This is a genomic window from Thioclava sp. ISO4, assembly GCF_058105145.1.
In genome coordinates this window covers 966197-978267 of sequence record NZ_CM176571.1, presented here as the reverse complement: position 1 = coordinate 978267, position 12071 = coordinate 966197, and the positions used below count along the sequence as shown (strand labels likewise).

General features: G+C 64.4%; 11 protein-coding genes. 3 read left to right on the top strand and 8 right to left on the bottom strand.

Annotated features, from left to right (window positions below):
• Positions 1–3: 3 nt before the first annotated feature.
• Positions 4–225 carry a 50S ribosomal protein L31 gene (rpmE, locus tag AC2TZ7_RS04955; RefSeq protein WP_078522037.1) on the top strand — a complete coding sequence of 74 codons (222 nt, stop codon included), beginning with the start codon at positions 4–6 and terminating at the stop codon, positions 223–225.
• A gap of 84 nt (positions 226–309) precedes the next feature.
• Here rpmE and AC2TZ7_RS04950 read toward each other — a convergent pair whose 3' ends face one another.
• Entirely contained in the window at positions 310–1020 is a 711-nt protein-coding gene (locus AC2TZ7_RS04950; RefSeq protein WP_489866098.1) for a YoaK family protein, read from the bottom strand.
• Between the two features lie 272 nt (positions 1021–1292).
• Here AC2TZ7_RS04950 and metG point away from each other — a divergent pair, with 272 nt between their 5' ends.
• On the top strand, positions 1293–3002 hold the full coding sequence (metG, locus tag AC2TZ7_RS04945; RefSeq protein ID WP_489866097.1) for a methionine--tRNA ligase: 1710 nt from the start codon (positions 1293–1295) through the stop codon (positions 3000–3002).
• A gap of 144 nt (positions 3003–3146) precedes the next feature.
• Here the strand turns inward: metG and AC2TZ7_RS04940 are convergent, their stop codons facing one another.
• The 4 genes from AC2TZ7_RS04940 to argC all read right to left on the bottom strand — a co-directional run bounded on the left by AC2TZ7_RS04940 (position 3147) and on the right by argC (position 5864).
• Complete coding sequence (locus AC2TZ7_RS04940) at positions 3147–3635, bottom strand: holin family protein (RefSeq protein WP_489866096.1); 489 nt, start codon at positions 3633–3635, stop codon at positions 3147–3149.
• Complete coding sequence (locus AC2TZ7_RS04935; protein ID WP_489866095.1) at positions 3632–4243, bottom strand: holin-associated N-acetylmuramidase; 612 nt, start codon at positions 4241–4243, stop codon at positions 3632–3634. Before AC2TZ7_RS04935 ends, AC2TZ7_RS04940 begins: the two co-directional genes overlap by 4 nt.
• Positions 4244–4328: 85 nt before the next feature.
• Complete coding sequence (ccmE, locus tag AC2TZ7_RS04930; protein ID WP_098409822.1) at positions 4329–4772, bottom strand: cytochrome c maturation protein CcmE; 444 nt, start codon at positions 4770–4772, stop codon at positions 4329–4331.
• A gap of 63 nt (positions 4773–4835) precedes the next feature.
• Entirely contained in the window at positions 4836–5864 is a 1029-nt protein-coding gene (argC, locus tag AC2TZ7_RS04925; RefSeq protein ID WP_489866094.1) for an N-acetyl-gamma-glutamyl-phosphate reductase, read from the bottom strand.
• A 102-nt stretch (positions 5865–5966) separates the two neighbouring features.
• Between argC and AC2TZ7_RS04920 the strand changes: the two genes are divergently transcribed.
• A complete protein-coding gene (locus AC2TZ7_RS04920) occupies positions 5967–6773 on the top strand; it encodes a DUF805 domain-containing protein (RefSeq protein ID WP_489866093.1) in 807 nt (268 codons plus the stop codon).
• 12 nt (positions 6774–6785) lie between these two features.
• Here the strand turns inward: AC2TZ7_RS04920 and murI are convergent, their stop codons facing one another.
• The 3 genes from murI to AC2TZ7_RS04905 form a co-directional block, all read right to left on the bottom strand.
• A complete protein-coding gene (murI, locus tag AC2TZ7_RS04915) occupies positions 6786–7598 on the bottom strand; it encodes a glutamate racemase (protein ID WP_098409819.1) in 813 nt (270 codons plus the stop codon).
• A 40-nt stretch (positions 7599–7638) separates the two neighbouring features.
• Positions 7639–8541, bottom strand: a complete 903-nt coding sequence (locus tag AC2TZ7_RS04910) for a lysophospholipid acyltransferase family protein (RefSeq protein WP_489866092.1) — start codon at positions 8539–8541, stop codon at positions 7639–7641.
• A gap of 77 nt (positions 8542–8618) precedes the next feature.
• A complete protein-coding gene (locus AC2TZ7_RS04905; protein WP_489866091.1) occupies positions 8619–12029 on the bottom strand; it encodes an indolepyruvate ferredoxin oxidoreductase family protein in 3411 nt (1136 codons plus the stop codon).
• Between the last annotated feature and the right edge of the window lie 42 nt (positions 12030–12071).

Below are 12071 nucleotides of genomic sequence, written 5' to 3'. Positions count from 1 at the left end.
ACGATGAAAGCCGAAACCCATCCCGACTACCACACGATCACCGTCAAGATGACCGACGGGACCGAGTATCAGACCCGCTCGACCTGGGGCTCCGAGGGCGACACCCTCACCCTCGACATCGACCCGACCTCGCACCCGGCGTGGAACGGTGGTTCGTCGCGCCTCATGGACACCGGTGGTCGCGTGTCGAAGTTCAAGAACAAATATGCCGGCCTCGGCTTCTGAGCCTGAGCTGCATGACTGTTACGGAAAAGGGCGCCTCGCGGGCGCCCTTTTTCATGCGCGCCCCGACGCCTCTCTATCGAAGCCTCACCGCCCCCCGCGATAGACCTTGCGCAGTTCCGGCACTGCGATGACGATCAGCAGCGCCGCCGCCAGCGCGAAGACCATCGGGCCGATGCGCTCATATCCCAGCACGCCTGCGATACCGCCCGCGAAGAAGGAACACAGCGTCGCGACATGCAGCAGGAGCCGCGAGCGCAGCACCTGTCTGGTCTCCGCATCGCGCGCGCCCGGCAAAAGCGCCGCGAGCTCCAGCCCCAGATCGGTCGCGATGCCGGACACATGGCTCGTGCGCACCCGCCCGTCCGAGATCTTCGTACTCGCCGCGTTCTGCAGCCCCATCAGGAAGCTGAGCCCGATCATCATCAGATGCTCGCTCATCGCCGCAGCCCAGACCATATCGAGGATCGTCAGCACGATCAGCAACGCGGCCTCCAGCAGGATCGACAGCGCGTAGATCCCGTGCAACCTCCGGCGCTGCCCGACATCGATCAGCACCCCAGACGCAAAGGCCCCGAAGACGAAGGCCAGAAGCAGCAGCAGGAACCAGATCGCCGAGCCGAACCGCCCCAGCGCGAGCAGGTCGGTCGCGGTCGAGACATTCCCCGTCATGTTGGCCGAGAAATAGCCGAGCGCCCGGAACCCGGCCGCATTCACCGCGCCCGCGACCAGCGCCAGCCAGATCGCCAGCGCGAGGTCGATCGAAACGCTCCGATCGTCTCCGGCATGTATCAGCACCGCTTGCCCCCTACGCTCACTCCGTCTCGCCCCGACTATCGACGCCACCTGCGCAAAAGCAAGCCTTCGGCACGCAGAACCCTCTCTGCCCTCGTCGCCTACACTCAAGCCAGCACCGAGACATGGCGCGAAACCGAGGGCGCAACCGGCAAGATCCACACGCTCGACTGGCCCTGAAGCCGCAAGCGGTGCGTCTCGGCGCTCCCCCCTAGCCCTTCCCATGATTCCCTAGTAAACCCGCGCTCAAACGCTCCACAGCAAGAGGGTCCTACATGGCGCGCCATCTCATCACCTCGGCCATTCCCTATATCAACGGCATCAAGCACCTCGGCAATCTCGTGGGCTCGCAGCTGCCGGCTGATCTCTTCGCCCGCTACCAGCGCGCGCGGGGCAACGAGGTGATGTTCATCTGCGCCACCGACGAGCACGGCACCCCCGCCGAACTGGCCGCCGCGAAAGCGGGCAAGCCGGTCGCCGAATATTGCGCCGAGATGCACGATGTGCAGGCCAAGATCGCGGAAGGCTTCCGCCTCAGCTTCGATCATTTCGGGCGCTCGTCCAGCCCGCAGAACCATCGCCTGACGCAGCATTTCGCGGTGAAGCTGGCCGAGGCCGGGCTGATCCGCGAAGTCTCGGAAACCCAGATGTATTCCAAGGCCGACGGGCGCTTCCTTCCCGACCGCTATATCGAGGGCACCTGCCCCAATTGCGGCTTCGAGAGCGCGCGCGGCGATCAATGCGACAACTGCACCAAACAGCTCGACCCGGTCGACCTGATCAACCCGCATTCGACGATCTCGGGTTCGACCGATCTGGAGATGCGCGAGACCAAGCACCTGTTCCTGCGCCAGTCGGCGATGAAGGACCAGTTGGATGCGTGGATCGACAGCAAGTCCGACTGGCCGGTGCTGACCACATCGATCGCGAAGAAATGGCTCCATGACGGCGACGGGCTGCAGGACCGCGGCATCACCCGCGATCTCAGCTGGGGCGTGCCCGCGCAATTCGAGGGTGCGCCGTGGTCGGGCATGGAAGGCAAGGTCTTCTATGTCTGGTTCGACGCGCCGATCGAATATATCGCCGCGACCGAGGAATGGACCGAGAAGACGGGCGGCGACTGGGAGCGCTGGTGGCGCACCGACAGGGGCGCCGACGACGTCACCTACACCCAGTTCATGGGCAAGGATAACGTACCCTTCCACACGCTGAGCTTCCCCGCGACCATCCTCGGTTCGGGCGAGCCGTGGAAGCTCGTGGATTACATCAAGTCGTTCAACTACCTGAACTACGATGGCGGCCAGTTCTCGACCTCGCGCGGCCGTGGCGTCTTCATGGATCAGGCGCTGGAGCTTCTGCCCGCCGATTACTGGCGCTGGTGGCTGTTGTCCCACGCGCCCGAAAGCGCGGATGCCGAATTCACCTGGGAGAACTTCCAGGTCTCGGCGAACAAGGACCTCGCCGATGTGCTGGGCAACTTCGTCAGCCGGATCACCAAGTTCACCCGCTCGAAATTCGGCGAGGCGATCCCGGAAGGCGGCAGCTGGGGCGAGCAGGAAGCGGCGCTGATCGAGGATCTGACCACCCGCATCCGCGCCTACGAGACGCATATGGAAGAGAAGGATATCCGCAAGGCGGCGATGGAGCTGCGCGGGATCTGGGTCGCGGGCAACGAATACCTGCAGGCGTCGGCACCGTGGTCGGTGTTCAAGACCGATCCCGATCAGGCAGCGGCCATCGCACGGCTCGCGCTGAACCTGATCCCGATCTACGCGGTGCTCTCCGCGCCCTTCATTCCCGATGCGGCGAAAATCATGCTCGAGGCGATGGGCGACGCGGATCGCGGCTGGCCGGGCGATGTGAAAACGGCGCTCGAGGCGCTGCCCGCGGGCCATGCTTTCACCACGCCCGAGGTGCTCTTCCGCAAGATCACGGATGACGAGCGCGAAGAGTGGCAGGAACGCTTCGCAGGCACCCGCGACTGAGGCGCATCAGGGGCTCCGCCCCTCTTCGCCTTCGCGAATTCACCCCGGGATATTTCCGGCAATTGGAAGCAAAGACCTGCCCTCTTCCAACTGCCTCAAATATCCCGGGGGAGATCCCGCAGGGAGCGGGGGCAGCGCCCCCCCCTAACCGGCCGGTTTCTCGCCCGCCCGCCAAGCCGAGAGCGCGGCGTTTTCCTCTGACGAAGTGGTGGCGAGCGCTGCGGGAGGCACTGCCGACACCTTCTTCATCCGGAAGTAATGCGCCTCGCGCGCGCCGAAATAGAAACTGACCACCGCGCCCAGAAGCCACCAAAGCGGCTCGGGCACGTAACTCAGCCCAACCATCCGCTGCGCGAAGCCGACCGGGTCGAGCATCGCATAGACGAAAAGCCCCACGATCCCGAAGGCGAGCACCGGGCGCGGCAGGCGGTTTAGGCCATTCACGACACGGTCGAAGCGGCCCGGTCGGATATATTCGAACTCCGCCCCGTGTTCCTGAAGCGCTGCGAGATAGGCGGCCTGCGCGGCCTCGAGCTTCTTCGTGGCATTGGGCACGAAGACCTCCGCCACCGAACTGGCGGCCTCGCCTGCCGCCTTCACCGCGCCCGCACCGCCGAACAGTTTCTCGATCATGCCCATTTCGCCACCCGCTTGCGATGCTCGCCCTCGGTGAGGTGAAAGCGCGGCGAAATGAACTCCTCGGCGCGGCGGATCCAGCCGCCCTTCCTGCCCGCCCGCGTCGTCGCATATTTGCGGCTGGCGGGGCGCGCATCGGCGATCCGGTAGTAATAGTTGCGCCGCGCGATCCCGTAGGCATCGGCGAAATAGCCGGGCGCGGCCGCATCGGCGAGTTCGGCGGCGGCGATGGTCTGCGGGCCGATGATACCGTCCACCACGACGTGCTGGCCCATGTCGCCCAGCAGACGCTGCAGGATGACGACCGCATTGCCGCCCGCATTCACATACATGTCGAAGACCGAGGCCTGCACCGAGACCGGCAGCCGGTCGATGCGCGGGCTCTCGTAGTAATGCTCGATGAAAATCTCGGCGGCTTGGCCCGGGTCGAGCGCGCGGACATCCATCTCGTTCACTCGGCCATCGCCGGTGAGATCGCGCCCCAACCGGCGCAGGGTTCCGAGCGTGACGCCGTGCTTGGTCGCACCGCCCGGATCGTCCGGATCATCGACATAACCGCCTTCGCGCGCGACGATCTCCGCCGCGATCTGGGTGACCGATTTCATGGCCTGCCTCCGTTGATGACAACGTCAGGCAGGCTCGGGCCGTGCGATTAAGAGGGCTAGAAGAGAGCGTTCGCCGGGGTTGCGATCAGGAGGACGGGCCCTCGTAGACGCCCTGTTCCTTCAGCGCGTCCGCGACTTCCTTGGGCATGTAATTCTCGTCATGCTTGGCAAGAATTTCGGAGGCCACGAACGTGTCGCCTTCCATCTTGCCCGTGCCGATCATGCCCTGTCCCTCTTTGAAGAGGTCCGGCAGGACGCCCGCGAATTTCACCGGGACGGTCGCGCCGCCATCGGTGACCTTGAATTCGATGACCTCGCCCTGACCGCGCTTGAGCGAGCCTTTCTCGACCAGCCCGCCGAGGCGGAACACCTCGCCGGGCTGCGGCGGTTCGGTGGCAAGCTGCGAAGGCGCACGGAAGAAGTTGATGCCGCCGCGCATCGAATAGCCGATCGTGACGGTCGCGATCACCAAGGCCAGCGCCGCTACGCTGAGCACCTGGATACGACGTTTCTTCTTCAGACTCTTCATCTCTTCGCCTCCTGAGATGCCGCTTCGTCTACCTTACCGCGCTGGCCGTGCCATTGACGCGGATCAAGGGAAGACGGGGGCGAGCATCAGCCCTTCGCTTTCCTCCAGCCCGAGCATGAGGTTCGCGTTCTGGATCGCTTGTCCCGACGACCCCTTGCAGAGGTTGTCGATAGCCACGACCACGAGCGCGCGCCCGGGGATCCTATCTCCTGATACACCAATATGGGCATAATTGGAGCCAGTTACAGACCTGGTGGACGGAACTGCGCCGAAAGGTAGCATTTCGATGAAGGTTTCTTCCGCATAGCGGTCGGCCAGCGCCTTGTAGACGGCCTCGGGCTCGCCTTTCACATAGGCCGAGGCGAGGATGCCGCGGTTGAAGGGCGCCAGATGCGGGGTGAATTGCACCATCACGGGGCGGCCCGCCAAGGCACTGAATTCCTGATCGAATTCGCCAAGATGACGATGCTTGCCGCCTTGCGAATAGGGGGCGACACCGCCCGACAGCTCCGCATGGAGCAGGTTTTCCTTCAGCGAACGGCCCGCGCCCGACACACCGTTCTTCAGATCGAGGATGATATCGTCGAGGTCGATTACCTCGGCCTCGATCAGCGGGCGGATCGCGAATTGGCCCGCGGCGGCGTTACAGCCCGTGCCCGCAACCAGCCGCGCGTCGCGAATCGCATCGCGGTAGAACTCGGTCAGCCCGTAGACCGCCTCTTTCTGCAGCTCGACCGCAGCATGGGGCTTGCCATACCACTTCTCGTAATCCGCCGGATCGCGCAGCCGAAAATCGGCCGAGAGGTCCACGATCTTCAGATCGCGCGGCAGCTCCTTGATGACCGCCTGCGAGGTCGCATGCGGCAGCGCGCAGAAGGCCAGATCGACATTCGAGAAGTCGATCTCTTCGATCTTCACCAGATCGGGCAGGCCCAGATGGCGCAGATGCGGGAACACGTCGCCCATCGCCATACCGGCTTTTCGCTCGCCCGAGAGGGCCACGATGTCCATATTCGGATGGGTGGCGATCAGCCGGACGAGTTCGGCGCCGGTGTAGCCCGATGCGCCCAGAATCGCGATTTTCTTCGTCATATCAACCTCCGCGCTTGTCGCTCGGCTCTCCCTTACCCTAAGCTCACACTCAAATAAACTCCGTGTGAAGCGGGGCAAGGCGAGAGTGAACGAGGCAGGGCGATGGCAGAGCAGTGGTATTACGCCGATGGCAAGAATCCCGTCGGCCCGTTTCCCGCAGAACATATGATGGACATGGTCCGGGCCGGGCGCATCAAAGCCGAGACGATGGTCTGGCAGGACGGCATGGAGGGGTGGGAGCCTGCGGGCGATCACTTCTTCCGACGCCCGCCGGAAACCTCGGCCACGGGCGCCGACCCGCATAGCGGCGCGACGAATTACGCGGCTCGCATCGCGCAGCGCCATCAGCAGGAGGGCAAGCTCTCCTCCGCCGATCCCCGCGCCTATGCCGATGCCTCGATCAAACGCGAGCGCACGCAACGCGGGATCGGAGCGGACGGGATGTATGCCGGAGCGCCTTCGCGCGGTTTCGGCGAGGCGATCAAGGTTTGCTTCCGCAAATACGCGACCTTCAAGGGCCGGGCGAGCCGGTCGGAATACTGGTGGTTTGTGCTGTTCGTCATGCTGGCAGGGTTCGCGGGCGGTATTGCGGAAGCCTCGATGGGCCAGGACGGGGCGGCAATCAGCGCGGTGATTTCCATCGCGACCTTCCTGCCCTCGATCTCAGTGACGGTGCGACGGCTACATGATACGAACCGTTCGGGCTGGTGGTACGGCGGCGGAATTATCGGGACGCTTCTCGCCACCATCCTTGCCATAGCCGTTACCGTTCCGCAGGGAACACCAATTGGACAAAGCGGATCCCTTGCGATCTGGATCATCTTCGGTTGTGTCGGGCTTGCTTACGCGATTGCTATGCTAATCTTCATGCTCAAGCGCGGCACGCGCGGGCCCAACCGGTTCGGCTGAGGCGGCCGTAGATCAGGCAGCCTCGAACCGGATCGAATAGCGCAGAAACTGCGTCGCGTGGCTCGACACCGAGGCCGGATCGCCGGTGGTCAGGAATTTCGATTCCGTACCCGCGCCTCTGAATTCGGGACGACGCTCGAGATAATCCGCGAGGCTTTCGGCCACCAGATTGGCCTGGCTGTAGACATCGACCGTGTCGCCCAGCGCTTCTTGGAAGGTCTTCTGCATCAGCGGGTAATGGGTGCACCCCAAGATCGCGGCCTCGGGCTTCGGCATCCGACGCTTGAGCGCTTCCACATGGGATTTCACCAGCGCTTCGGCGAGGATCTCGTCGCCGGTCTCGATCGCATCGACCACGCCGCCGCAGGGCTGCGCCTCGACATCGACGCCGATCGCGCGGAAGGCCAGTTCGCGCTGGAACGCGCGGCTCGCCACCGTCGCGGGGGTCGCGAACAGCGCCACATGTTTCACCGCCACTTCGCGCGGCGGGGAGTTGTCCCCCCATTTGCGTTCGGTCAGCGCCTCGATCATCGGCACGAAGACGCCCAGCACGCGCTTGCCCTCGGGGATCCAGGTTTCCTGCATCCGCTTCAGCGCGGCGGCAGAGGCCGTGTTACAGGCGAGGATCACCAGATCGCAGCCTTCCTCCCACAGACGCTCGACGCCCGCGCAGGTCAGGTTGAAGATGTCATCGGCATCGCGCACCCCGTAAGGCGCATGGGCGTTATCGCCATAATAGCAAAAGGCCATATCCGGCAGCCGCTTGGCGCAGGCGTCATAGACCGTCAGCCCGCCCAGACCTGAATCGAAAACGCCTACTGCCATGCTCGCGCCCCTCGCCCGTCCGGGCCGCAACAGGCGCCGGTCAGTTTCTATATTTCGCCTCGAACTCGAAGCCATAGCCGTAAGACTTCAAGGGAGTCGGCGACAAGTCATACGTCGCACGGCGCAGGAAATCCATCATCTGTTTCGGGCTCTCACGTAGCGGTGCGAGATCGGCCTGCGGGATCAGCTCACCGACGCAGAGTCGCACCGGCCGATTGGCGTGGCGTTTGAACTCGCGGATCATCAGCCCCATGCGCAGGCTGTAATGCAGATGGCTCGCGAGCTGGAACAGGCGGCTGTTATGACCCGCGAAGTAGACCGGCACCACGGTCGCCTCGGATTTCGCGATCATCTTGGCCGTGAAATTGCGCCAGCCCGGATCCATCGGCGCACCGAAAGGCTTGGCGGCGGTCGAGACCGTGCCGCCGGGGAACACCCCGATCGCGCCGCCGTCGCCGAGGTAGCGCAGGGCGTCCGAACGGGTGCGCAGATTGGCCTTCATGGCCTCTTTCGTCTCGGAAAAATCCACCGGCAGGATGATCCGGTCGATCTCTTCGGCGCGCTTGAAGACGTTATGCGCGAGGATGCGGAAGTCGCCGCGGATGCGCGACAGCAGCAGGCCCATGATCAGCCCGTCGAGAATGCCGTAAGGATGGTTCGCGATCAGCACCAACGGCCCGGTCTGCGGGATATTGGCCAGCGCCCCGCGGGTCACATCGATCTGCAGCCCGTAGCGTTCGGCCATCACCTGCCAGAAATCCGCGCCTTGCGCGATGTCATGCTCGTAGCCGCGGGCGCGTTTGATCAACCCGATCCGCCCGGTCGCGTTCTCCATCGCGCGGATCAGCACCCGCGCGCCTTTCGAGCGCGCGGACCAAGCATATGAGATTTCTTGTGTGGCATGGCGGACAGGCATCCGTGGGGCCATCGGGGTGGCGGTCATCTCGAACCTCCGCAACATGGGCTGGCTTCACTCTGCCAGCGCCATGTCACGAAGGTACGACACTCAGATGACAGCCCTCACTCGGCAGCCATTTTCTGCGGAGTACCGCCTGCGCGGAAAGCGGCGAGCAATTCCTCGCGCCGCTTCGCCGCCATTTGCTCGGCCTGTGCCTTGACCGGGCCGAAGCCCCGGATGGTCAGCGGCAGTTCGGCCAGTTCGCGCGCGATCTCCATCGTCTCCGGCGTGACCTTGGGCAGCACTTCGGCCATGTCGGCCTCGTATTGCTTGATGAGCGCGCGCTCCATCTTGCGCTCGGCGGCATAGCCGAAGGGATCGAACGGCGTACCGCGCAGCCCTTTCAGTTTCGCCAGAAGACGGAAGTTGCGCTCCATGCCGGGGCCGAATTCACGCTTCTTCGGGCGACCGTCCGAGCCTTCCTTGGACAGGATCGGCGGGGCGAGATGGAAGTGCATCTCGAAATCGCCCTCGAACTCGGCCCGCGCCTTCTCTGCCGTGGACAGATGCAGCCGCGCGACCTCGTATTCGTCCTTATAGGCCAGAAGCTTGTGATAGCCCTTCGCGACCGCGTCACGCAGCTCCGACGGCGCCTCGTCCACCAGCTTGCGGAAACGCTTGGCGAGCCGCTTGTTCTGGTAGTCGACGAGATGGTTGGCCCGGAACTCGATCGGATCGACCGGGGCCTTCACGACCTCCGCCGCCATCGCCTTCGCGGCCTCCTCCGGATAGGCCATAGCCCAGCGCCCCAGATCGAAGGCGCGCTTGTTCTCGGCGGGTTTGGCACCGTTCAGCTCGATCGCCCGGAAGATCGCCTCGAGGGTCAGCGGCACGTAGCCTTGCTGCCACGCAGCCCCCAGCACGACCATGTTCGAGTAGATCGAGTCGCCCAGCATCTGCCGCGCCAGTTCCGAGGTATCGGCAAAGGCCACGCGATCCTTCAGCCGCGCCTCGAGGCTCAACCGAAGCTGTTCGCCCGGCAGGCGGAAGTCGCGGTTGCGGGTGAACTCGCCGGTGACGATCTCGTGGCTGTTGATGACGGCGCCGGTGCGGCCCGTCGTCATCAGCCCCAGTGTCTTGGCGCCGGCGGAGACCACCAGATCGCCGCCGATCACGCAATCGGCCTCGCCCACGGCGACGCGAATCGCCGAGATATCCTCGGGCTTGTTCGCGATGCGCAGGTGGATATGCACCGCCCCGCCCTTCTGGGCGAGCCCGGCCATCTCCATCATGCCAGCGCCCTTGCCGTCGATATGGGCGGCCATGGCGAGCACAGCGCCGATGGTCACGACCCCCGTGCCGCCGACCCCGGTGATCACCACGTTATGGGTACCGTCGATCGCGGGCAGCGTAGGTTCGGGCAGGTCCGGCAGGTCGAGCGCCTGCGCCTCGGCCTTCTTCACCTTCGCGCCGTGCAGCGTCACAAAGCTCGGGCAGAACCCGTCGAGGCAGCGGAAGTCCTTGTTGCAGGACGACTGGTCGATCGCGCGCTTGGTGCCGAGTTCGGTTTCTTCCGGCACGATGGAGACGCAGTTCGACTGCACCCCACAATCGCCGCAGCCTTCGCAGACATCCGTGTTGATGAAGACGCGCTTGTCCGGGTCGGGGAACTTGCCGCGCTTGCGGCGGCGGCGCTTCTCGGCAGCGCAGGTCTGGACATAGATCAGCGCCGAGACGCCTTTCGTCTTCGCCAGACGCTTCTGCACGGCCATCAGCTCGGCCCGTTCGACCTTCTCGACGCCGGCGGGGAAGGTGGACAGGTCCAGTTCTTCCTTCTCGTCATAGACCACCACGACCGGCTTCACGCCCATCGCCACGATCTCCGACGCGATCTGCTGCGAGGTCAGCCCGCCTTCGTTCTCCTGCCCGCCGGTCATCGCGACCGCATCGTTGAACAGGATCTTGTAGGTGATGTTGGTGCCGGCCGCCAAAGCCGCCCGGATCGCCTGCGCGCCCGAGTGGTTGTAGGTTCCGTCGCCAAGGTTCTGGAACATATGCTCCCGCGTGGAGAACGGGGCCTCGCCGACCCAGTTCACACCCTCGCCGCCCATATGGGTGAAGCCTTCGGTGTTCCGGCCCATCCACTGCACCATGTAGTGGCAGCCGATCCCGGCATAGGCGCGCTCGCCCTCGGGCACCTTGGTCGAGCTGTTATGCGGACAGCCCGAGCAATACCACGGCGTGCGGGTCGCGATCTCCGGCGCGTTATCGGCGCGTTGGGCGGCTTCGATCTTCTCGATACCCGCCTTGATCGCATCCGTGCCGCGGCCCTCTTCGATGAAGATGTCGCCGAGCTTGCGCGCGATCATCACCGGGTCGAGCGCGTAGCGCGTGGGGAACAGCTCCACCTGACGGCCATTCTCCCAGGTATCGCCCTTGTGCCAGCCATAGACGCGGCGACCGCGACGGTCGTCGAAGATCGCCTCCTTGACCTGCACCTCGATCAGCTTGCGCTTTTCCTCAACGACGATGATCAGCTCCAGCCCCTCGGCCCATTCATGGAACGAGGTCATGTCGAGCGGGAAGGTCTGGCCGATCTTGTAGGTGGTGATGCCGAGCCGTTCGGCCTCGGCCTCGTCGATCCCCAGAAGCGAGAGCGCATGGGTCAGGTCGAGCCAGTTCTTGCCTGCCGCCACCAGACCGATCTTCGCCCCGGGCTTGCCCCAGACGCGGTTGTCGATGCGGTTGGCACGGGCGAATGCCTCGGCCGCGTAGCGTTTGAAGTCGATCATCCGCGCTTCTTGCGCGACCGGCGTGTCGCCAAGACGGATGTTCAGCCCGCCTTCGGGCATCTTGAAGTCGGGGATCACGAATTGTTGACGGAAGGGATCGCCGTCGACGACTGCCGTCGCCTCGACCGTATCCTTCATCGTTTTCAGCCCGACCCAGACCCCGGCGAAGCGGCTCAGCGCATAGCCGTAGAGCCCGAAATCGAGGATTTCCTGAACGCCCGCGGGCGACAGAACCGGCATGTAGGCATCGACCATCGCCCAGTCGGACTGGTGCAGCACGGTCGAGGATTCGCCGGTGTGGTCGTCGCCCATCGCCATCAGGACGCCGCCGTATTTCGACGTGCCCGCCATATTGGCGTGGCGCATCACATCGCCGGAGCGATCGACGCCCGGGCCTTTGCCGTACCAGAGGCCGAAAACGCCGTCATACTTGCCTTCGCCGCGCAATTCCGCCTGCTGCGAGCCCCACAGCGCGGTCGCCGCGAGGTCTTCGTTCAGGCCCGGCTCGAAGCGGACATCGCTCTCTTCCAACACGGTCTTGGCGCGCGCCATCTGCAAATCGACAGCGCCGAGCGGCGAACCGCGATAGCCTGTGACATAGCCGGCCGTATGCAGTCCCGCCGCCTTGTCGCGCGCGGCCTGAGCCAGAACGAGACGCACCAAAGCCTGCGTCCCGTTCAGCAAAACCGGAGATTTCGTAAGGTCGAACCGATCCGCTAGGGATATTTCTTGCCTTCCCATTAAGCACCTCCCCTTGCTAACTGGGCATGGAGACATGGTAGG

Excerpts from the sequence above, each read along its gene's own strand:
- rpmE (WP_078522037.1), top strand. The coding sequence starts at position 4 with ATGAAAGCCGAAACCCATCCCGACTACCACACGATCACCGTCAAGATG.
- metG (WP_489866097.1), top strand. The coding sequence starts at position 1,293 with ATGGCGCGCCATCTCATCACCTCGGCCATTCCCTATATCAACGGCATC.
- AC2TZ7_RS04940 (WP_489866096.1), bottom strand. The coding sequence starts at position 3,635 with ATGATCGAGAAACTGTTCGGCGGTGCGGGCGCGGTGAAGGCGGCAGGC.
- AC2TZ7_RS04935 (WP_489866095.1), bottom strand. The coding sequence starts at position 4,243 with ATGAAATCGGTCACCCAGATCGCGGCGGAGATCGTCGCGCGCGAAGGC.
- ccmE (WP_098409822.1), bottom strand. The coding sequence starts at position 4,772 with ATGAAGAGTCTGAAGAAGAAACGTCGTATCCAGGTGCTCAGCGTAGCG.
- argC (WP_489866094.1), bottom strand. The coding sequence starts at position 5,864 with ATGACGAAGAAAATCGCGATTCTGGGCGCATCGGGCTACACCGGCGCC.
- AC2TZ7_RS04920 (WP_489866093.1), top strand. The coding sequence starts at position 5,967 with ATGGCAGAGCAGTGGTATTACGCCGATGGCAAGAATCCCGTCGGCCCG.
- murI (WP_098409819.1), bottom strand. The coding sequence starts at position 7,598 with ATGGCAGTAGGCGTTTTCGATTCAGGTCTGGGCGGGCTGACGGTCTAT.
- AC2TZ7_RS04910 (WP_489866092.1), bottom strand. The coding sequence starts at position 8,541 with ATGACCGCCACCCCGATGGCCCCACGGATGCCTGTCCGCCATGCCACA.
- AC2TZ7_RS04905 (WP_489866091.1), bottom strand. The coding sequence starts at position 12,029 with ATGGGAAGGCAAGAAATATCCCTAGCGGATCGGTTCGACCTTACGAAA.